This window comes from Herminiimonas arsenitoxidans, assembly GCF_900130075.1.
Taxonomy (GTDB): Bacteria; Pseudomonadota; Gammaproteobacteria; order Burkholderiales; family Burkholderiaceae_D; genus Oxalicibacterium; species Oxalicibacterium arsenitoxidans.
The window spans coordinates 1,362,626-1,381,947 of sequence record NZ_LT671418.1 but is presented as its reverse complement, the minus strand read 5'-3'; the positions used below and the strand labels follow the sequence as shown (position 1 = coordinate 1,381,947).

At 52.0% G+C, this 19,322-nt stretch carries 19 protein-coding genes and 3 tRNA genes; 16 read left to right on the top strand and 6 right to left on the bottom strand.

Annotation, left to right across the window (positions count from 1 at the left end; all coding sequences use genetic code 11):
• Position 1 precedes the first annotated feature (1 nt).
• The 7 genes from cbiB (at position 2) to BQ6873_RS06465 (ending at position 6,055) form a co-directional block, all read left to right on the top strand.
• Positions 2 to 943, top strand: coding sequence for an adenosylcobinamide-phosphate synthase CbiB (gene cbiB / locus BQ6873_RS06495; RefSeq protein WP_076591919.1), 942 nt, complete (start codon positions 2 to 4; stop codon positions 941 to 943).
• Positions 936 to 1,925: a threonine-phosphate decarboxylase CobD gene (cobD, locus tag BQ6873_RS06490; protein ID WP_076591918.1), complete on the top strand. Its 990-nt coding sequence runs from the start codon at positions 936 to 938 to the stop codon at positions 1,923 to 1,925. Before cbiB ends, cobD begins: the two co-directional genes overlap by 8 nt.
• Positions 1,922 to 2,818, top strand: a complete 897-nt coding sequence (locus BQ6873_RS06485; RefSeq protein ID WP_076591917.1) for a cobalamin-binding protein — start codon at positions 1,922 to 1,924, stop codon at positions 2,816 to 2,818. The genes cobD and BQ6873_RS06485 overlap by 4 nt, the downstream gene beginning before the upstream one ends.
• Positions 2,819 to 2,842: 24 nt before the next feature.
• The gene (locus BQ6873_RS06480; RefSeq protein ID WP_076591916.1) at positions 2,843 to 4,279 is read left to right on the top strand and encodes a cobyric acid synthase; all 1,437 of its coding nucleotides are present in this window, start codon (positions 2,843 to 2,845) and stop codon (positions 4,277 to 4,279) included.
• Between the two features lie 155 nt (positions 4,280 to 4,434).
• Entirely contained in the window at positions 4,435 to 5,049 is a 615-nt protein-coding gene (locus tag BQ6873_RS06475) for a ParA family protein (protein ID WP_076591915.1), read from the top strand.
• A gap of 4 nt (positions 5,050 to 5,053) precedes the next feature.
• Positions 5,054 to 5,566: a DinB family protein gene (locus BQ6873_RS06470; protein ID WP_076591914.1), complete on the top strand. Its 513-nt coding sequence runs from the start codon at positions 5,054 to 5,056 to the stop codon at positions 5,564 to 5,566.
• Between the two features lie 111 nt (positions 5,567 to 5,677).
• Positions 5,678 to 6,055: a hypothetical protein gene (locus BQ6873_RS06465; protein ID WP_076591913.1), complete on the top strand. Its 378-nt coding sequence runs from the start codon at positions 5,678 to 5,680 to the stop codon at positions 6,053 to 6,055.
• Between the two features lie 24 nt (positions 6,056 to 6,079).
• On the opposite strand, the gene panC is transcribed toward BQ6873_RS06465, so the two are convergent.
• From panC to BQ6873_RS06450, 3 genes are all read right to left on the bottom strand, one after another.
• Complete coding sequence (panC, locus tag BQ6873_RS06460) at positions 6,080 to 6,919, bottom strand: pantoate--beta-alanine ligase (RefSeq protein ID WP_076591912.1); 840 nt, start codon at positions 6,917 to 6,919, stop codon at positions 6,080 to 6,082.
• A gap of 86 nt (positions 6,920 to 7,005) precedes the next feature.
• A complete protein-coding gene (locus BQ6873_RS06455) occupies positions 7,006 to 7,863 on the bottom strand; it encodes a segregation and condensation protein A (RefSeq protein WP_076593979.1) in 858 nt (285 codons plus the stop codon).
• Positions 7,864 to 7,884: 21 nt separating this feature from the next.
• A complete protein-coding gene (locus BQ6873_RS06450; RefSeq protein ID WP_076591911.1) occupies positions 7,885 to 8,097 on the bottom strand; it encodes a DUF3460 family protein in 213 nt (70 codons plus the stop codon).
• A gap of 188 nt (positions 8,098 to 8,285) precedes the next feature.
• Here BQ6873_RS06450 and bamE point away from each other — a divergent pair, with 188 nt between their 5' ends.
• Positions 8,286 to 8,783 carry an outer membrane protein assembly factor BamE domain-containing protein gene (gene bamE / locus BQ6873_RS06445; RefSeq protein ID WP_076591910.1) on the top strand — a complete coding sequence of 166 codons (498 nt, stop codon included), beginning with the start codon at positions 8,286 to 8,288 and terminating at the stop codon, positions 8,781 to 8,783.
• Positions 8,784 to 9,040: 257 nt separating this feature from the next.
• Here bamE and BQ6873_RS06440 read toward each other — a convergent pair whose 3' ends face one another.
• The gene (locus BQ6873_RS06440; RefSeq protein WP_076591909.1) at positions 9,041 to 9,841 is read right to left on the bottom strand and encodes an SDR family NAD(P)-dependent oxidoreductase; all 801 of its coding nucleotides are present in this window, start codon (positions 9,839 to 9,841) and stop codon (positions 9,041 to 9,043) included.
• 143 nt (positions 9,842 to 9,984) lie between these two features.
• Between BQ6873_RS06440 and BQ6873_RS06435 the strand changes: the two genes are divergently transcribed.
• Entirely contained in the window at positions 9,985 to 10,548 is a 564-nt protein-coding gene (locus BQ6873_RS06435; protein ID WP_076591908.1) for a TetR/AcrR family transcriptional regulator, read from the top strand.
• A 91-nt stretch (positions 10,549 to 10,639) separates the two neighbouring features.
• On the opposite strand, the gene BQ6873_RS06430 is transcribed toward BQ6873_RS06435, so the two are convergent.
• Together BQ6873_RS06430 and metG are read right to left on the bottom strand one after the other, a co-directional pair.
• Positions 10,640 to 11,119, bottom strand: a complete 480-nt coding sequence (locus tag BQ6873_RS06430; RefSeq protein WP_076591907.1) for a GNAT family N-acetyltransferase — start codon at positions 11,117 to 11,119, stop codon at positions 10,640 to 10,642.
• A 26-nt stretch (positions 11,120 to 11,145) separates the two neighbouring features.
• The gene (metG, locus tag BQ6873_RS06425) at positions 11,146 to 13,278 is read right to left on the bottom strand and encodes a methionine--tRNA ligase (protein WP_076591906.1); all 2,133 of its coding nucleotides are present in this window, start codon (positions 13,276 to 13,278) and stop codon (positions 11,146 to 11,148) included.
• A gap of 224 nt (positions 13,279 to 13,502) precedes the next feature.
• Here metG and gltX point away from each other — a divergent pair, with 224 nt between their 5' ends.
• The 7 genes from gltX to BQ6873_RS06390 all read left to right on the top strand — a co-directional run bounded on the left by gltX (position 13,503) and on the right by BQ6873_RS06390 (position 19,321).
• On the top strand, positions 13,503 to 14,894 hold the full coding sequence (gene gltX, locus BQ6873_RS06420) for a glutamate--tRNA ligase (protein WP_076591905.1): 1,392 nt from the start codon (positions 13,503 to 13,505) through the stop codon (positions 14,892 to 14,894).
• Between the two features lie 65 nt (positions 14,895 to 14,959).
• Positions 14,960 to 15,035, top strand: a tRNA-Ala gene (locus tag BQ6873_RS06415).
• A gap of 42 nt (positions 15,036 to 15,077) precedes the next feature.
• Positions 15,078 to 15,153 (top strand) — tRNA-Glu (locus BQ6873_RS06410).
• A gap of 144 nt (positions 15,154 to 15,297) precedes the next feature.
• Positions 15,298 to 15,373: transfer RNA gene (locus BQ6873_RS06405), tRNA-Glu, on the top strand.
• A 737-nt stretch (positions 15,374 to 16,110) separates the two neighbouring features.
• On the top strand, positions 16,111 to 16,605 hold the full coding sequence (locus BQ6873_RS06400; protein WP_076591904.1) for a MarR family winged helix-turn-helix transcriptional regulator: 495 nt from the start codon (positions 16,111 to 16,113) through the stop codon (positions 16,603 to 16,605).
• Positions 16,605 to 18,122 carry an efflux transporter outer membrane subunit gene (locus tag BQ6873_RS06395; RefSeq protein ID WP_076591903.1) on the top strand — a complete coding sequence of 506 codons (1,518 nt, stop codon included), beginning with the start codon at positions 16,605 to 16,607 and terminating at the stop codon, positions 18,120 to 18,122. The genes BQ6873_RS06400 and BQ6873_RS06395 overlap by 1 nt, the downstream gene beginning before the upstream one ends.
• Positions 18,119 to 19,321: an HlyD family secretion protein gene (locus BQ6873_RS06390; protein WP_076591902.1), complete on the top strand. Its 1,203-nt coding sequence runs from the start codon at positions 18,119 to 18,121 to the stop codon at positions 19,319 to 19,321. Before BQ6873_RS06395 ends, BQ6873_RS06390 begins: the two co-directional genes overlap by 4 nt.
• The last annotated feature ends 1 nt before the right edge of the window (position 19,322 follow it).

Below are 19,322 nucleotides of genomic sequence, written 5' to 3'. Positions count from 1 at the left end.
AATGTTGTTTGGTTTGTCTTGTGGCGCGATTGCGATCCTGATGTTGATAGGTGTGTTGCTGGATATGCGTCTGGGTGAGGCGACGCGCTGGCATCCGCTGGTTGGCTTCGGCAATCTGGCGATACGCATCGAAAAGAAACTTAATACTGGTGAAGCGCGCATTGCACGTGGTGCATTGGCGTGGTCGCTAGTCGTTTTGCCATTTGTATTGCTGGCATGGGCGCTGACTTTTTGGCTGGCGCAATTCGATGCGTTGATTGCATTGGGAGTACATGCTTTGCTGCTGTACTTCAGCCTTGGTTTGCGCAGCCTGCGTGATCACACCTTACCCATAGCGCATGCCTTGATGGATGGCGATTTGTCGCAAGCGCGTTTATTGACAGCGCGCATCGTCAGCCGCGATACGAGCCAGTCGGAAGAAGCTGATTTGGCGAAGGCTGGGGTCGAGTCTCTGCTGGAGAACGGTAACGATGCAGTGTTCGGCACCTTGTTCTGGTTTGCCGTGGCCGGTGGTCCTGGCGTGGTCTTGTTCCGTCTGGCGAATACTCTGGATGCGATGTGGGGTTACCGCACGCAGCGTTTTAATGAATTTGGTCGTGTCGCCGCACGCATCGACGATGTGTTGAATTTCATTCCGGCGCGCCTGACGGCATTGTCTTACGCTTTGCTAGGGAATACGAAGCAAGCCTGGCAATGTTGGCGTGCGCAGGCGCCAGCATGGTCCAGTCCGAATGCCGGGCCAGTGATGTCTGCAGGTGCGGGTGCTTTGGGTGTATCGCTGGGTGGTGCGGCGATTTACGATGGTGAAGTCGAACAGCGTCCACCGCTGGGCATAGGTCCTTTGGCTGCAGGTAAAGATATCGCGCGTGCCTGGCGTTTGGTACGTCTAACGACAGCCTTGTGGTTAGTGCTGATTTGCGTTGCGGGAGTTGTCTATGCTTGAGCATGGCGGCAACCTGCACGACGCAATTCTGCGGTATGGGCGACCACGCTCAGATTGGCTGGATCTGTCTACCGGCATTAATCCGCAAGCCTATCCTGTACCGCAGTTGGCGGCTGATGCATGGCATCGCTTGCCTGAGCCGAGTACGGCTTTGCTGGAAGCGGCGCAGGCTTATTACGGTGCACCGCAGTTATTGCCGGTGGCAGGTACGCAGGCAGCGATACAGGCATTGCCGCGTTTGCGTGCGCATTCCCGTGTAGTGATCGCAGCCCCTTCGTATGCGGAACACAGTTACCAATGGCGGCAAGCCGGGCATGATGTGCGTGAAGTGGCTTACGATCAGTTGGAAGCTGAGCTGGATAGCTGTGATGTGATGTCCATCTGCAATCCGAATAATCCGACTGGTGAACGCATCGCTCCTGAAATATTGCTGCAGTGGGCAGAGCGATTGGCAGCGCGTGGCGGCTGGTTGATCGTGGATGAAGCGTTTGGAGACACCACGCCGACACACAGCGTGGCTGCATACACTGCGCAAAAAGGTTTGATCGTATTTCGTTCGGTCGGCAAGTTTTTTGGTTTGGCTGGTTTGCGTCTGGGTTTTGTCGCTGCACATGCTGACTTGTTGCAGCAGTTGGCGGATTTATTGGGGCCGTGGACCGTCAGTGGTCCGGCGCAACAAATCGGTAGTACGGCTTTGTCTGATGCTGATTGGCAGGACGCGATGCGTTTGCAGTTGCATGCAAGCGGCACGCGTTTGCAGCAGTTGTTGTCCGTGCACGGGATTCAAGCTAACGGTACAGAGTTGTTTCAATACTGGCCGACATTGCATTCAGCAGAATTCGCCGAGCACATGGCGCAGCACGGTATCTGGATCAGGATTTTTTCGCATGGCGTACGTCTCGGCTTGCCACCAGATGAAGCAGGTTGGCAGCGATTGCAACAGGCGCTGGCGAGTGCGCCCATTACACAGGAAATGAAATGAACAAATTTTTCTTGCAAGTCCTTGCACTGAGTACGGCGTTTGTAGCCGGCAGTGCGATGGCAGCTATCAGCGTCAAGGACGATGGTGGCAATACCGTCACGTTGAGTAAGCCGGCGCAACGCATCATTTCCTTGGCACCACATGCGACTGAATTGATTTTTGCCGCAGGTGGCGGCGATCGCATCGTTGGCACAGTCGGCTACAGCGATTATCCTGCGGCTGCATTGAAGATTCCGCGCGTCGGTAGTCATCAGCAGATCGACGTCGAACGCATCATCGCACTCAAGCCCGACTTGCTGGTGGTGTGGCTGCATGGCAATTCCGAGCGTCAGCTCGAGCACATACGAAAATTGGGTATTCCTTTCTATTTCAGCGAACCGAAGAAGTTGGTAGATATTCCGACTAGCATAGAACGTCTCGGTATATTGATGGGCACCGAGCAGCAAGCCAGCAAGGTCGCTACCGCAGAACGCGACGAACTGGCACGTCTGGCGACGCAATACCGCAATCGGCCTACGGTGCGCATGTTTTATCAAGTGTGGGGCAAGCCGATATACACACTGAATGGCGGCAATATCATGAGTGACGTGATTCGCCTATGCGGTGGTGAAAACGTATTTGCGGGTTTGTCGATTCCGGCTCCTACAGTGACGACCGAGGCAGTACTGTTGGAGAACCCGGAAGTGATGATGACTGGTGATCGCCAGGCAGAAAAATCCGGTGGACTGGAAATCTGGAAGCAATACAAGAATATGCTCGCCGTTAAAAACGACAATCTGTTTTCAGTCGATGCCGATCTGGTAAATCGTGCCGGTCCGCGCCTGATAGAAGGTGCAGCCATGGTGTGCGAAAAGCTGGAGCTGGCGCGCAGCCGTCGCACCAATAAACCATAAGCGAACGTGAAACTACAAACACTGATGGTGCAAGGCACCACCTCGGACGCCGGCAAAACCACGCTGGTTGCTGCGCTCTGTCGCTTGTTGGCGCAAGAAGGCGTGAAGGTCGTGCCATTCAAGCCGCAGAATATGGCATTGAATAGTGCAGTGACGGCAGACGGTGGCGAGATTGGTCGGGCGCAGGCATTGCAAGCACATGCAGCCGGTTTACCACCGCATACCGATATGAATCCGATACTGCTCAAGCCATCGAGCGATACCGGCGCGCAAGTCATTATTCACGGCAAAGCACGCAGCGATATGAATGCGCGCGATTACCATGCGTATAAACCAGTCGCGATGCAGGCAGTGCTGGAGTCGTATCAACGCCTGAAAACACAATACGAGTCGGTGTTGGTAGAAGGTGCAGGTAGTCCGGCGGAAGTGAATCTGCGTGAGCGCGATATCGCCAATATGGGTTTTGCCGAAGCGGTCGATTGTCCTGTCATTCTGGTAGCGGATATTGATAGAGGCGGCGTATTCGCCCACATCATAGGTACGCTGGCTTGTCTGTCCGAGAGCGAGCGCAAGCGCACGGTTGGTTTCGTCATCAATCGTTTTCGCGGTGATATCAGTTTGCTGGAACCGGGGCTGAAATGGCTGGAAGAACAAACCGGCAAACCGGTGCTGGCTGTGCTGCCTTATCTGCACGGCTTGTTCCTTGATGCAGAAGATGCGGTCGAGCACACGCAAGCTGAACGCGGAGCCTTCCGCGTGGTGGTGCCAGTGCCGCCGCGTATCAGCAATCACACCGATTTCGATGCCTTGCGCGCACATCCTGATGTTGACTTGCAACTGATAGGACCGGGGCAACCGATTCCTGCTGCCGATTTGATTATTCTTCCCGGCAGTAAAAATACGCGTGGCGATCTGGAATGGCTGATCGCGAATGGTTGGCGCGATGCGCTGGTTCGTCACGCGCGTTATGGCGGCAAGATCATCGGTATCTGCGGCGGCTATCAAATGCTAGGTATGACGGTGGCCGATCCACATGGCATAGAAGGTACGCCTGGCATGTCGCAAGGTTTGGGTTTGCTGGATATCGCCACTGAACTGACGCGTGACAAGCGGCTGGAGCAGGTCAGCGGCCTATGTGCTTTTGCCGATGCCAGTGTCAGTGGTTATGAAATCCACATGGGTATATCGGAAGGTGCGGCACGCCAACAAGCGGCTTTCATCATCGATGGTCGGCCGGAAGGTGCACGTTCCGACGATGATCAAATCCTTGGTACTTATCTGCACGGTTTGTTCGATACGCCATCGGCATGTACGGCCTTGCTGCGCTGGGCAGGTTTGGATAGTGATGTATCGGTCGATACCGCGCGTCTGCGCGAAGCCAGTCTGGATCGTATTGCCGATGCCGCGCGGCCCTTGCTGGAGGCGCTGCGCGCCTTGCCGGACTACCCGAATTCCCTCTGAACTGTGGCATTCCCGCTACGCCTTGTCAGATAGGGCGAGGCTAGGTTGACCTTGCAACGCAGCATGATATTCTTGTTCCCAAGTCAGCGCCGGGGAGCTGGATGGCGCGCTGATTCCAAGATGTAAGCCGAAAACAACATCAAAAGGGGAATTCCATGCCAGTGATCGTCATCGCCAATCCTAAAGGCGGCGTTGGGAAAAGCACGTTTGCCACCAATCTCGCCGGATATTTTGCCGCGCAAGGCCATAGCGTGATGTTGGGCGATGTCGATACGCAGCAGTCGTCACGTTCTTGGCTGAACTTGCGCTCGAATACGCTACCGGCGATACAGGCGTGGGAAATTGACGATGGCCATGTTGCCAAACCGCCTAAGGGAACCACGCACATCGTGCTGGATACGCCGGCCGGTTTCAGCGGCAAGCGTTTTGAAAAAGTCATGCAGATCGCCGACAAGGTCATCGTTCCCTTGCAGCCTTCGATGTTCGATATTCTGGCGACGCAGGAATTCCTGCAAAAGCTTCTACAGCGCAAAGATAAATTTGAATTAGGTGTGCTCGGCATGCGCGTCAATGGACGCACGCGTGCGGCGGAGCAATTGACGCAATACGTCAACGGCTTGGGTGTGCCGGTGCTCGGCTTCTTGCGTGATACGCAGAACTATGTGCAACTAGCGGCACACGGCACGACGCTGTGGGATATCGCACCGTCACGCGTGGAGAAAGATTTGGAACAATGGCAGGATATTTTGCCCTGGGTTAATAAGAGATAAGAAGATGATTACACCGGATTATGCGCAGTTGCTGGTACGTTACAACCGCTGGATGAACGAAAAAGTGTACGCCGCCAGTGAGCAGTTAAGCGATGAAGATCGCAAAGCCGATCGCGGTGCTTTTTTCAAATCCATACATTCAACCTTGAATCATTTGGTGTGGGGTGATTCGATGTGGTTGGGACGCTTCACCAAAGGTACGGCACTGGAACGGCCGATGCCGACCACGCCTGGCGGTGTTGATGTGCATTCCGACTGGAATGAATTGAAGGCAGCGCGTAATGCGCTGGATGAAGCATTGATTGTCTGGGCAACGCATCTGGATGCAGCGTGGCTGGCACAGGATTTCAGCTGGTATAGCGGCATGACCAAGAGTGTGCACAACGGGCCGGCATGGCATTCAGTCGTCCACATGTTCAATCATCAAACGCATCATCGCGGACAGGTGACAACGCTGTTATCGCAGCAGCGTATTGACGTCGGTGCGACCGATTTAATGATAATGCCGAAAAACTAGCAATTCACATCTCCTCGCAACGTCACTTTCCGCTGCACAATCTCTGTCATCAAGAAGTAATGCAGTTTACGTAGCATGGCAGCACTGACTCATTTTGGAGAAAGTGTTGTCATGAATACGAATGTGCAATTGACGCAGCAAGAATCCAGGCGGCAAGAGCGGCGTTACGTATTTCGTCGTCGAGGTTTGATGACAACCGAGAGGGTGACGACATCCATTCATACTCTGGATGTCTCTGCGCACGGCATGGGCGTGATGAGCACTGTGCCGATCAAGACAGGAGAGTCTTGTTCTGTCGTACTTGACGCCTTGCTTGGTGCGCGCGTCGTTCAGCTCAAATTTTCTTGTACGGCAGTCTGTTGCACGTTGGCTGGTACCGAAGGATTTCGTACCAGCTTATACATAGACGGTCGTGTGGAATCACATCAGCAGCAATTACAGAAAATCATTGCCACATGCTCGGCCCTTGCCGTACGGGACTTGGGCTGAGCATTCAATTGCAGGTAGGAAAAATCAAATTTCCAGATTGTCGATCAAGCGCGTTGCGCCTAATTTGGCTGCAGCGAGTACCACCAGTTTTTCACCTTGCGCCATATCGCCTGCCGATGGTGGTTGCAGATTGTTTTGCTTGCGGATGGAGATGTAATCAGGCTTCCAGCCACGCTTACTGAGGTCTGCCATCGCTTGTCGTTCCAACTGGAAAATATCCAGATGACCACTACGTACTTCATTGGCTACTGCATTCAAGCTCTGGAACAAGGCAGGCGCTTCTGCGCGCTCTTCTGCCGACAAATACATATTGCGCGACGATAAGGCCAAGCCATCTTCCGCGCGATACGTATCGGCTGCGATGATTTCTGTAGGCAGTGCAAATTGCTTGGACATATTCCGCACGATCATCAGTTGCTGATAATCCTTCTTGCCGAATACCGCTACGCTAGGTTGCACGCATGAGAATAACTTCAATACCACCGTTGTGACGCCGGTGAAGAAACCAGGGCGGAATTCACCTTCCAGCGTATTGCCTAGATCGTTAGGCGGCTGCACGCGGAATTCTTGCGGTTCTGGATACAGATCTTTTTCCGTTGGTGCGAACAGAATGTAGACGCCTTCTTTTTCCAGTTTCTCTACGTCAGCCTGGAATGTGCGTGGGTACTTGTCGAAGTCTTCGTTAGGGCCGAATTGCAGACGATTGACGAAGATCGATGCGACGACCGGATCACCATGTTTGCGTGCCAGGCGCATCAGAGACAAATGACCGTCATGCAGATTGCCCATGGTCGGGACGAAAGCAGTACGTAACTGGCCGCGCAAATGGTCGCGCAATTCTTCGATACAAGAGATGATCTTCATAAATCTGTCTTAGTGAATTGGTCGCCGCAGCTTGATGCATGCGGTAACGAAACGATTAAGTAATCTGGAATGAATGGAGGCGTAGCCTAGCTCGGCGCGTAGGCCAGTCGCACGTAGATAGGCGCAAATGGTTCGGCTTGCGTAATCTCGATCAGCGTTTCTTTCGCCAGCTCGAGCAAGGCGACAAAGTTAACCACTACGACGGGCACGCCGCGCGTTGGGTCGAACAGATCGGCGAATTCAACGAATTTGCTGGATTGCAAACGACGCAGGATGGCCGTCATGTGTTCGCGCACTGATAATTCTTCACGGCTGATCATGTGATGCGCGGTCAGTTTCGCGCGCTTCAACAAGTCTGCCCACGCGGCTTGCAGATCAACGACTTCTACTTCCGGCCAGCGTGTGACGGTGTTTTGTTCAATATAAATTTGTGTGCGCACATAATCGCGGCCCAGCTGTGGCAGGGCATCGATTTGTTGCGACGCGAGTTTCATTTGTTCGTATTCGAGCAGGCGGCGTACCAGTTCAGCACGCGGATCGCTGGCTTCTTCGCCTGTATCTGCTTTGCGTACCGGCAGCAGCATGCGCGATTTGATCTCGATCAGCATGGCTGCCATCAGCAGATATTCGGCAGCGAGTTCGAGATTGTGCAGACGGATTTGATCGACGTATTGCAGGTACTGCTTGGTAACCTGCGCCATCGGGATGTCGAGGATGTTGAAGTTCTGCTTGCGGATCAAATACAGCAAGAGATCAAGCGGGCCTTCAAATGCTTCGAGAAAGACTTCCAGTGCATCCGGCGGAATATACAAATCCGTCGGCATGCGGAACAAGGGTTCACCGTACAAGCGTGCATAAGCAACGCCGTCAATGACATCCGGCGTGGTATCTGGTCTGCCATCGACTACAAGATCGGGCGCACTGGAAGGCAAGTGCGCCAGCATCGTGTTCGGACCTTTGCTCATTTACCGAACTTTGTTTTGATACGGGTAAGCTTGTTGATCGACGTGCGATGCCAGATTGCGTGCTTGCTGCTCCAGATCGATCGGGCTTTTATCCCACAGCAGAGCACGACCGGCGAGCTGGGATGCTTCCAGATTCGGATTCTTCTCTTTCAAGGAGGCGATGAACTGGGTGGCTTCGGACTGGTAATTGGAGTGCTGTTTGCTAAGTTTCATGGATAAATTGGCAACAAGGTGGATTCAGACGCTATTTTACATCGTCTATCAGTGATTCCTTCAAGGAAAAGGCAACTGTCTCAGATATGTCAATCCGGCATCATTTTGCTCGCATCAATGCGATACTTCTGTGCTGAAATGTGTTTTAGGCAATAAAAATCCTGGCTCATCGCTGATAGGAGGCAAGAATGAGAAAAATGATGCGTGCCTTATTGGGTTTCTTCTGTAGTTTGCTGATGCTGGGTTGTGATAACACTGGAGCGGAGTTTGGTTTGGAAAAATTGACGAAAGGCGTATCGACAGAAGCTGATGTGCGCAGCGCGATGGGCGAGCCGGAAATTACCTGGGAAGAAGAAAGCGGTATACGCACGTTGGAATATCCGAAAGGACCAGCCGGTCATCGTACCTATATGGTCGACATCGATACACAAGGCAAGTTGCTCGATTACACACAGGTATTAACTGCAGAAAATTTTGCGACGATCAAAGTCGGCATGAGTCGGGATGAAGTACGACGCAAGCTGGGCAGACCGCGCACTGTTGGCAAGTTCAATTTGAAGAGTGAAGAAGTATGGGATTGGCGCTATCTGGAAGGACCGGCTACCGAGCGTTTCTTCAATGTGCATTTCGATATTGGTAGTGGCAAGGTAACCAGCACTTCTGTATCCGATCCAACTTACGGCTAACGGCATTTGCCTGTCGAGTAAGTTCTTGAATCTTGAATCTTGAATCTTGAATCTTGAATCTTGAATCTTGAATCTTGAATCTTGAATCTTGAATCTTGAATCTTGAATCTTGAATCTTGAATCTTGAATCTTGAATCTTGAATCTTGAATCTTGAATCTTGAATCTTGAGCTAACTTAGCGCCATCATCATTATGATCAACCGTGTCACGTACTAAATGTGCGTGGCACGGTTGCCTTTTACTGAGACTTCACTTACTCAGGCTTGATAGCGTGCCGCGGCATGTGTTTGTGCAAAGTTGGGCAGCATCGCCTGACGCGCTGCATTGAAGCTTTCCCATTGCGCTGCATCTGGCAATGGTGGAATCGTGATCAATTCACCACGATCAAAACCTACCAACGCCGCATCAACTAATTCATCGACTTCCATTAAGCCTTGTATCTCTGCGAGGTCACGTCCCGAGCGCTCCCAGATTTCGGTACGGGTAGCTGCTGGCAGTACAGCTTGCACATAGACGCCGCGCGCACCTAGTTCGTTCTGCAATGCTTGCGAGTAAGCCAATACATAAGCCTTGGTCGCGCCATACACACCGAGTGGAAATTCCGGCGCCAGAGCGACTACCGAAGCAATGTTGACGATCGTGCCTTGTCCTTGCGCCAGAAAGCGTGGAATAACGGCAGCACCGAGTCGGGTCAGGGCGGTGACATTGAGCTTGATCAGATTGTCTTGTGCTTCGACGTCCGAGGTTTCAAAGCCGCCGGGTGCGGCAGCACCGGCATTATTGATGAGGATGCCTACATCGCGTTGTTCGCGTAGACGCGCTTCTACTTTTGCCAGATCGGTCGGTTTGGTCAGGTCGGCCACGATGATTTCGATGTTAACGCCGGTTTCCTGACGCAGGGTAGCGGCCAATGCTTCCATGCGTGCGCCATTGCGTGCCACTAGTACTAAATTGTGGCCACGGCGCGCGAGGCGGTCTGCATACACTGCGCCTATGCCGGTGGATGCGCCTGTGATCAGGGCTGTTGTTACTTGGGTATCGCGGGTCTTCTGGTTCATGTTGATTCCTTGGTGTGGGGCTACGAAGAAGGTAAAACAACTAATTATTTAATCATGATGACTATCATGAATGTAATCATGATGATTGTAATGTATAGTGTCAAGCATTAATTTCAAGTGAATTTAAAAATTAAGGAGTTGCCATGAAGATCAGTCGGGAACAGGTTGCCGAGAACCGACAGGCCGTACTCGATGCCGCTGCTACATTGTTTCGCGAGCGCGGCTTTGAGGGCGTGACAGTGGCTGAAATCATGAAGGCGGCCGGGCTGACGCACGGTGCCTTCTATGGTCACTTTGCTTCAAAAGATGATTTGATTGCACAGACTTGCGCGCATGCGCTGGCACCTTTCCGTGCGGAAGATGCGCCTGTGCTGGATATGATGGATTTTGCCGCGCACTACTTGAGTACCGAGCATCGTGATAATCCCGGTCTTGGTTGTGTGTTCTCAAGTCTGGGAACCGAGGCGGTGCGCGCTTCAGATGCCACCCGGCATACGCTGACCGATAGTGTGAAACATCGAATTGAAAATTTCAGTCAGACCGCGTCGGGTAAAACTGCACTTGAGCGTCGGCAGGCTGCGGTCGGTGCATGGGCTACGATGGTCGGCGCCGTGATGCTGTCACGTTTGGTTGATGACAAGGATTTGTCCGATCAGGTATTGGACGATACGCTGGCCTGGCTGGATAAAACGCAAGCGGAAAAGTAAGGCTCACTATGTCAACGGCCGTGACATCAGATGACGATCACGGCCGTTCGGGAGCTATGCTCTTGAGTAATTCTGGCCTTCGATATGTGACTCAGGATTTGAGTATGCGCCGCATGACGGTAGGTGCGGCTTCCAGCGGATTGGCGTGTGTGTATTCAAGCTCCGGCGCTTCTTCAAATTCGTATGCGGAATACAGATCGAGCAAGCGTGGTTGATCGGCACGTACTGCCAACCTGAGTTCTGTTACGCCTTCAAGGCAAGCTTGCTGTATTACTGCTTCGATCAACTGCTGCGACAAGTTTGCGCCGCGATAGGCGGGCAACACACTCATGCGCAGCATTTCCCATGTGCCTGGTTGATCGGGCAGCGGTAACCAGCGTACCGAACCGACAGCTTGATCATTGATCAGCAAAATAAATCCGCCACCGACTTGCAAATGATTAGTGGCGGCTTCTGCTGTTTCGCGATGACCGCTGGAGCTGGCTGCAACTTTGCCAGCCCACGTTGCGCGGGTCAGATCAGCAATCAGTTGCGCATCTTGCAGTGTTGCTTCACGTATCTGCATACTCATGGCGTCATCCAACCTAGGCGCGATCCTTAGCCGACGCGCATGCCCGGCTCAGCACCTGGCCATGGATTCAGGATGTAGATGCCAGGATTGGTTTTCTCATCAGCGGCAGATGCAGCGAGCACCATACCTTCCGAGATGCCGAACTTCATCTTGCGTGGTGCTAGATTGGCGACCATCACGGTCAGTTTGCCGATCAAGTCTTCCGGCTTGTAGGCCGACTTGATGCCAGAGAAGACATTGCGCAAGCGACCTTCGCCTACATCCAAAGTCAAACGCAGCAATTTGTCTGAGCCTTCAACGTGTTCGCAATTGACGATCTTGGCAATGCGCAGATCGACCTTTGCAAAATCATCGATCTTGATTTCCGGCGCGAGTGCTTCGATGGTGGAGTTGTTTGTTTCTTCGTCATTGGTCGCCGCTGTCGGTACGCCTACGGTTGCATTCACAACTGCAGGCATATCGAACAGGGCATCCAGCATCTTCGGTTCTACACGCGTCATCAGATGCGTGTATGGATTGACTTGATGCGCATTCGGCAGCGGTGTGTTGACGTCAGCCCATTGCAACGGTGCGATGTTGAGCAATGCTTCAACTTGCTTGGCTAATTCAGGCAAGACCGGCTTCAAATAAATGGTCAGGATGCGGAAGGCTTCCAGCAGACGGCTGCACACTTCTTGCAGTGCAGCGCTCTTGGCTGGATCTTTTGCCAGTTCCCACGGTTTGTTGGCATCGACGTAAGCGTTGATGGCATCGGCTTGTTCCATGATGGCGCGCAGGGCTTTGCCGTATTCGCGCTGGTCATACAAAGCTTGAATTTCTGGTGCGACGTTGCGCAATTTGCTGATGAAGGCATCGTCAGCAGTTGCCCAGTCGGTGACAACACGGCCATCAAATTTCTTCGCAATAAAACCGGCAGCGCGGCTGGCGATGTTGACGTACTTGCCGATCAGGTCGCTGTTGACGCGTGCGATGAAATCTTCCTGGTTGAAATCTATGTCTTCGTTGCGTGCATTGAGCTTGTTCGCCAGGTAATAACGCAGCCATTCTGGATTCATGCCCAGGCTGAGGTACTTCAGTGGATCCAAACCGGTGCCGCGGCTTTTGCTCATCTTCTCGCCGTTGTTGACGGTCAGGAAGCCGTGCACGAACACTTTGTTAGGTGTCTTGCGGCCGCTGAATTTCAACATGGCTGGCCAGAACAATGTGTGGAAGTTGACGATGTCCTTGCCGATGAAGTGAATTTGCTCAAGCGCAGGATCAGCCATATAGATGTCGAAATTTTCGCCACGCTTGTCGAGCAAGTTCTTCAACGATGCCAAGTAGCCGATAGGTGCATCCAGCCATACATAGAAGTATTTGCCCGGTGCATCAGGAATTTCAATACCGAAATAAGGCGCATCTCTGGAGATATCCCAGTCGCCCAAACCTTCGCTAGTCGTGCCATCCGGATTGCTGCGAACGGAGAACCATTCCTTGACCTTGTTGGCGACTTCCACTTGCAGATGTGGCTTGCCATCGACGTCGTTACCCGTGATCCACTCTTCCAGAAACGCGACGCAACGTGGGTCGGAGAGCGAGAAGAAGAAATGTTCCGAGCTTTTGAGTACAGGTGTGGAACCGGTCAATGCCGAGTACGGATTGATCAGATCGGTAGGTGCGTAGACTGCAGCGCAGACTTCGCAGTTGTCGCCGTATTGATCCTTGGAGTGACATTTTGGGCATTCGCCCTTGATGTAACGATCCGGCAGGAACATATTTTTTTCCGGGTCGAAGAATTGCTCGACTGTTCTGGTCGCGATCAATCCTGCTTTTTTCAGATCCAGATAAACCTGTTTCGCCAGCTGATGATTCTCAGGGCCGTCAGTCGAGTGCCAGTTGTCGAAAGTAATATGAAAGCCGTCCAGATACGGTTTGCGACCGGCGGCGATCTTGGCGACGAACTGCTGCGGCGTGAGTCCGGCTTTTTCTGCCGCGATCATGATAGGCGCGCCATGCGCATCGTCGGCACTGACGAAATCAATTTGATTGCCTTGCATGCGTTGGAACCGCACCCAGATATCGGCCTGGATGTATTCCATGATGTGACCGATATGGAATGCGCCGTTGGCGTATGGGAGGGCGGTTGTAACGAACAATTTGCGCGGCGATGGATTACTCATAAGGCGGTGCTTGCGATCAATAAGGTAATAAAGACGTAATTTTAGCAGTGCCGCGCGGGTTGACGCAGACATGCTCTATATATAGTCATGTGATTGTCAGGAAGTAATCTATATGAACTGGCATCCGATATTGCTGTTGATGCTGTTCCATACCAGTGGCGACGCGGTAAAATAGCGTTTTTATACAGGACGGCTTTGGCACTCCAAAGCCGTTTTCATTTGCCATGACAGTACGTACACGTTTTGCTCCCAGCCCAACCGGCTATCTCCACGTTGGTGGTGCGCGCACCGCACTTTTTTCCTGGGCCTATGCTCGCCACTTCGGCGGCACCTTTGTTTTGCGTATCGAAGATACCGATCTTGAGCGCTCCACGCCGGAAGCCGTACAGGCGATTATCGAAGGTATGGAGTGGTTAGGTCTGCATCACGACGAAGGTCCGTTCTATCAGATGCAGCGCATGGATCGCTATCGCGAAGTCATCGCGCAAATGATGACTGCTGGTACTGTTTACTATTGTTATTCGTCACCAGAAGAAGTCGAAGCGATGCGCGAGCGTCAACGCGCTGCCGGCGAAAAGCCGCGCTACGACGGTACATGGCGTCCTGAGGCTGGCAAAACCTTGCCGGTGATTCCTGCTGATCGTAAGCCGGTTGTGCGCTTCCGCAATCCGACTGAAGGCGATGTAACCTGGTTGGATGTGGTTAAAGGTCAAATCACGATTTCCAACCGCGAATTGGACGATCTGGTGATTGCGCGTCCTGATGGCACACCGACTTACAATTTCTGCGTGGCAGTCGATGATTCGGATATGAAGATCACCCACGTTATTCGTGGTGACGATCATGTCAACAACACACCACGTCAGATCAATATTCTGAAAGCGCTAGGCGCTGAGTTGCCGCATTACGGTCACTTGCCTATGATCTTGGGTGCCGATGGTGCGAAGTTATCGAAACGTCACGGCGCAGTCAGCGTGATGGATTATCCGGCACAAGGTTATCTGCCGGAAGCGATGCTCAATTACTTGGCGCGTCTGGGTTGGAGCCACGGTGACGATGAAGTGTTCTCGATGGAGCAATTCACACAATGGTTCGACTTAGATCATTTAACCAAATCGCCTGCGCAATTCGATCCGGAAAAACTCGACTGGATCAACAATCACTATATCAAGCAAGCAGACAACACACGTCTGGCTGGATTGATCAAGCCGATGATGGAAGGCCTGGGTGCGCAGTTTGATAATGCGCCTGATCTGCCAGCGGTCATCGCCTTAATGAAAGAGCGCGTCAAGACATTGAATGAGCTGGCTGTAACAGCCATGCTGTTCTATCGTCAGCCTGCACCTGATGCAGCATTGTTGACGCAACACGTGACCGATGCGATCAAACCGGCGCTGGTGCAATATGCAGATCAACTGAAGACAGTGACGTGGAGCAAGGAAGCATTGTCCATCGCACTGAAAGAAGTGCTGGCGTCACATCAGTTAAAGATGCCGCAATTGGCTATGCCTTTGCGCTTACTGATCACTGGACAATTACAAACACCATCGATCGATGCGGTGGTTGAATTGTTCGGCCGCGAGGTCGTATTAGCCCGTCTCGCAAAATATCTTTAATATTTTTGCAAAAGGGCATTTACAGAGAGAGAAAGGCTTTGCTATAATCTCGCTTCTGCGCAAGAGGGGGTATAGCTCAGCTGGGAGAGCGCTTGCATGGCATGCAAGAGGTCAGCGGTTCGATCCCGCTTACCTCCACCAGCAAAGTGCAGAGTAGTACAAGGTCAGTATGGACAGGTTTCTGTCCCCATCGTCTAGAGGCCTAGGACATCACCCTTTCACGGTGAGTACAGGGGTTCGAATCCCCTTGGGGACGCCAAATTCCAGATTCGTCTGGTATGAAAAAAGCCCTGATTATTCAGGGCTTTTTTCATTCAAGGTTGGAACGCAAAGAATCAGTGCGCGGGCTTCTGTTTATCGCCACTGTCAAATTTGCGAAGGTCAGTATCAAGGACAGGTTTCTGTCCCCATCGTCTAGAGGCCTAGGACATCACCCTTTCACGGTGAGTACAGGGGTTCGAATCCCCTTGGGGACGCCAAGTTAAAAACGCCACGTTTATGCGTGGCGTTTTTTTTTTTGACATGAAAAAAGCTCTGAATATCAGGGCTTTTTTCGTTTTGGCTGTTATTCAATTCAATATCGAATTGCTACACAAACTCTCACGAACGCTTTAAGTCACGCAACTGCAGATAATTGTTTTCATGGCAGGTGATGCAATTGCTCGTTAGCGTTTTGTCTTCGCTAATCAGTAAGCTATTTCTTCAGACGTACACAATATTGCTGTGAGCCCGCAGCGTCTTTTTATGGCAGCCTCGATTTTTCTTGATAGAGGCTCATCATTCGCGTTGCATCAAGCGGTGCATGCACTTTCAAATCATTATCGAAGTCGCCGAACATATCGGGTTTTTCATGCGTGTGTGTCGCAGTGCAGAAATGGGTTCCACATGATCTGGCCTGATGGATTTTTATGGTTCCAGGGCACGCGATGCAAATGCCAACTCGCGTGCTGAATCAGACTCGGTGGATAAATCGAATTGCTCCGACTTTTATCGAGCAAACCTGAAATACCGCTGTCCAAGATGTCATTAGTGCATGTCCAGCGCTGTGACTTGCCTGTAAAGAGATGACAGTCTGATCATTTTTTGGCATCACACATGCAAAATTATTCTAAATCCGGCTGGTTTTAACGGTTTCTTTGCACTTCAAAATAAAATCGCTGATAAATTGGCTGCTTAGGCAGTTATTGACTTAAGCAGTTATTGATTGAGCATGTATATGAATAAATTTGAAAAAAATTTCCCGTCTGGGTCTTGGTGCGTAGAAGAAAGCGTTGGTTACCTGCTGGCGCGTGCTCGTACCAAGCTGGCGAAAGCGGTCGATGTCGATTTGGCGCAGCATGACATTACCCACGCCCAAGGCAGCATGTTGCTGATGTTGAATTCAGGGAATTACTCGACTGCCGCAGAGTTATCGCGAGAGTTGTATATCGATTCGGCATCTATCACCCGCATGGTCGACAGATTGGAAAAGCGTGGCTTGATTCAACGCATGCCGCGTGGTGATGACAGGCGCGTGATCAATCTGCGTTTGACGGAAGAGGGTGTCGAGCTTGCGGATAAATTACCTGATTTGTATGTAGGCGTGCTCAATGAAAACTTTGCCGAGTTCAGTGGCGAAGAAGTGAATACGCTCAGAAGCTTGCTGCGCAAATTGTTATACGGCGCTGCATCGGAAGTCGTTAGCAAGGAAGTGAAAGACAGGAGCAAATGATGAAAAACCTTGTACGTTTTTCTGCTGGTTTAAACCAAAATTCTTTCCGTGGCATGATCGCAGCCAGTTGTGCTGCTGTCTTGCTTAGCGGCTGCGCCAGTTTTAAAGGCATCGACACCAGCGCGAATCTGAATCAGCCTGCAGACTATGCAACGACTTCTTCCTTGCCAGAACAGCGCGGTCTATGGCCTGATGCTTCCTGGGCGCAAACTATCGGTGGCGCACCTTTGCAGGCATTGGTCGATGAAGCCATCGCAGGTAATCCTAATTTACAAGTTGCCGCAGCGCGTGTCGCCGGTGCAAAGGCAGCTGCTGATGCTGCCAGCGCAAGTGCCCGTCCATCGTGGTCTGCCAATGCCAGCAGCACATATCAGCGTTATACCGAGAACGGCATCATTCCGCCGCCATTGGGTGGCGAGTACAAATCGGACAATGAACTGTCGCTGAATTTTTCTTACGATTTCGATTTCTGGGGCAAGCATGCGGCCCAATTGCGTAGTGCCTTGTCAGCAGGGAAGGCCGCGCAGGCCGAGCAATACAATGCGCGCTTGATGATTTCTACTGCAGTGGCGCGTGCCTGGGTGCAATTGGCGCGCCAGTATGCGCAACTGGATTTGAATCAGGAGCAATTGGCGGTTGGTGAAAACATCGAACGCCTGACCAAGCTGCGCTTTAAAGTCGGCCTAGATACCCAAACAGATAATCAACAAACGCATCAGCAACTCGCTAGTCTGCGCGCCGAACGTGCGCAATTGAATGAAGCGATTGCCTTGACGCGCAATCAATTGGCAGCACTGCTGGGAAAAGGTCCGGATCGTGGTCTGCAAATTGAACGTCCTTCATTACCTTCCGAAGTAGCGATTGCATTGCCAGATGCATTGCCACTGACCTTGCTCGGACGTCGTCCTGACATCGTTGCTGCACGCTGGAATGTTGAGTCAGCACAAAGCGATATCGATACTGCCAAAACCGAGTTCTATCCTAACGTCAACATCATGGCCTTTGCCGGTTTCTCCAGTTTGGGTTTGAGCAATTTGTTGAATAGCGGTAGCCGCGTCGTTGGTATCGGCCCCGCCATTCGTTTGCCGATTTTGGATGGCGGTTCCCTGCGCGCCAATCTGAAAGGTCGCGTTGCTTCCTACGATGGTTTGGTCGCGATGTATAACCAGACTTTAACTGAAGCTTTGCATGATGTGGCTGATCAAGTGCAATCGTCACGTGCTGCGGCGCTGCAAAGTGAACAGCAGCAATTGGCAACACAAGCATCAGCCAACAATCTGAAACTGGCGCAACAGCGTGAGCGTGTCGGTACCACCAATATGTTGCCCGTACTGTCAGCGCAAATGACATGGTTATCGCAGCGCCGTATCGATCTCGATTCACAGGCGCGCCGCAGTGACTTGCGTATCGGTTTGATCAAGGCCTTGGGCGGCGGTTTCGACGCGCAGACGCAAGGTCTTGAAAAAGAAAACTCCAATCCCTCGAATGTTTCCACCTCCGTGAGAAGTGCATCATGAATACGACCAGCCCAGAAGTAAAAGAAGCCGAAACTCCTAATACCAACGGCAAACGTCGTCGCCGCCTCATCGCGGTGTCGGTCCTGCTGGCGCTCTTGTTGATTGCCTATGGAATCTGGTGGGCAATTTATGCGCGTCACTTTGAAGATACTGACGATGCTTATGTTGCCGGCAATGTGGTGCAGGTAACACCGCAAGTGAGCGGTACTGTGATCGCGATTCATGCTGACGATACAGAGTTGGTAAAAGCTGGTAAGCCCTTGGTTGATTTGGATCATAGTGATGCGCAAGTTGCATTGGATCAAGCTGAAGCACAATTGGCGCAGACTGTGCGTGAAGTACGCACCTTATTCGTCAACAACGGTGCACTGAGTGCAGCTGTAGCACAACGCACAGCAGATGTTGCACGTGCACGTGATGATCTGGCACGCCGTCAGGAATTGAGCGGTACCGGTGCCGTAGCAAAAGAAGATCTGGAGCATGCACGCGTTGCCTTCATTGCGGCTGAATCCGCATTGCAAGCAGCACGCGATCAATTGACATCGAACCAAGCATTGACCGAAGGTACAACGGTTGCTAAGCATCCTAATGTGCAACGCGCCGCAGCGCAGGTACAAGCTGCTTATCTGGCTTTGTCACGCAATACCTTGCTGGCACCTATCACAGGTTATATTGCCAAGCGTTCTGTGCAAGTCGGGCAACGTGTTGCACCGGGTACGCCTTTGTTGTCGGTGGTGCCGCTGAATGCCTTGTGGGTTGATGCCAACTTCAAGGAAGTACAAGTTGCCAAGATGCGTATCGGTCAACCGGTCACATTAACTTCTGATATTTACGGCAGCAGCGTTACCTATCATGGCAAGGTTGCTGGTCTTTCAGCAGGGACAGGCGCAGCCTTCGCCCTGTTGCCTACACAAAATGCGAGTGGTAACTGGATCAAGGTAGTGCAACGTATTCCAGTGCGGATTACTTTGGATCCTAAAGATTTGGAAGAGCGGCCATTGCGGGTAGGTTTGTCTATGCAGGTTGAAGTGGATGTCGCCAAATCGGAAGGCACTTCCTTGACCTCGACGACAGCACCACGCACTGAGCCGGTTTATCAAACGGCTGTGTTCGATGATGCAGGCAATCAAGCTGCTGCGCGCGTTGCGCAAATCATTGCAACGAACAGCAACAGTACTGCGACCACAGGCAAACACTAAA

Excerpts from the sequence above, each read along its gene's own strand:
- BQ6873_RS06450 (WP_076591911.1), bottom strand. The coding sequence starts at position 8,097 with ATGAAACTTAGCAAACAGCACTCCAATTACCAGTCCGAAGCCACCCAG.
- cbiB (WP_076591919.1), top strand. The coding sequence starts at position 2 with ATGTTGTTTGGTTTGTCTTGTGGCGCGATTGCGATCCTGATGTTGATA.
- BQ6873_RS06390 (WP_076591902.1), top strand. The coding sequence starts at position 18,119 with ATGAATACGACCAGCCCAGAAGTAAAAGAAGCCGAAACTCCTAATACC.
- BQ6873_RS06395 (WP_076591903.1), top strand. The coding sequence starts at position 16,605 with ATGAAAAACCTTGTACGTTTTTCTGCTGGTTTAAACCAAAATTCTTTC.
- BQ6873_RS06435 (WP_076591908.1), top strand. The coding sequence starts at position 9,985 with ATGAAGATCAGTCGGGAACAGGTTGCCGAGAACCGACAGGCCGTACTC.
- BQ6873_RS06455 (WP_076593979.1), bottom strand. The coding sequence starts at position 7,863 with ATGCTGGCGCACTTGCCTTCCAGTGCGCCCGATCTTGTAGTCGATGGC.
- gltX (WP_076591905.1), top strand. The coding sequence starts at position 13,503 with ATGACAGTACGTACACGTTTTGCTCCCAGCCCAACCGGCTATCTCCAC.
- BQ6873_RS06470 (WP_076591914.1), top strand. The coding sequence starts at position 5,054 with ATGATTACACCGGATTATGCGCAGTTGCTGGTACGTTACAACCGCTGG.
- BQ6873_RS06400 (WP_076591904.1), top strand. The coding sequence starts at position 16,111 with ATGAATAAATTTGAAAAAAATTTCCCGTCTGGGTCTTGGTGCGTAGAA.
- BQ6873_RS06485 (WP_076591917.1), top strand. The coding sequence starts at position 1,922 with ATGAACAAATTTTTCTTGCAAGTCCTTGCACTGAGTACGGCGTTTGTA.
- BQ6873_RS06465 (WP_076591913.1), top strand. The coding sequence starts at position 5,678 with ATGAATACGAATGTGCAATTGACGCAGCAAGAATCCAGGCGGCAAGAG.
- BQ6873_RS06430 (WP_076591907.1), bottom strand. The coding sequence starts at position 11,119 with ATGAGTATGCAGATACGTGAAGCAACACTGCAAGATGCGCAACTGATT.
- BQ6873_RS06475 (WP_076591915.1), top strand. The coding sequence starts at position 4,435 with ATGCCAGTGATCGTCATCGCCAATCCTAAAGGCGGCGTTGGGAAAAGC.
- BQ6873_RS06480 (WP_076591916.1), top strand. The coding sequence starts at position 2,843 with ATGGTGCAAGGCACCACCTCGGACGCCGGCAAAACCACGCTGGTTGCT.
- panC (WP_076591912.1), bottom strand. The coding sequence starts at position 6,919 with ATGAAGATCATCTCTTGTATCGAAGAATTGCGCGACCATTTGCGCGGC.
- BQ6873_RS06440 (WP_076591909.1), bottom strand. The coding sequence starts at position 9,841 with ATGAACCAGAAGACCCGCGATACCCAAGTAACAACAGCCCTGATCACA.
- metG (WP_076591906.1), bottom strand. The coding sequence starts at position 13,278 with ATGAGTAATCCATCGCCGCGCAAATTGTTCGTTACAACCGCCCTCCCA.
- bamE (WP_076591910.1), top strand. The coding sequence starts at position 8,286 with ATGAGAAAAATGATGCGTGCCTTATTGGGTTTCTTCTGTAGTTTGCTG.
- cobD (WP_076591918.1), top strand. The coding sequence starts at position 936 with ATGCTTGAGCATGGCGGCAACCTGCACGACGCAATTCTGCGGTATGGG.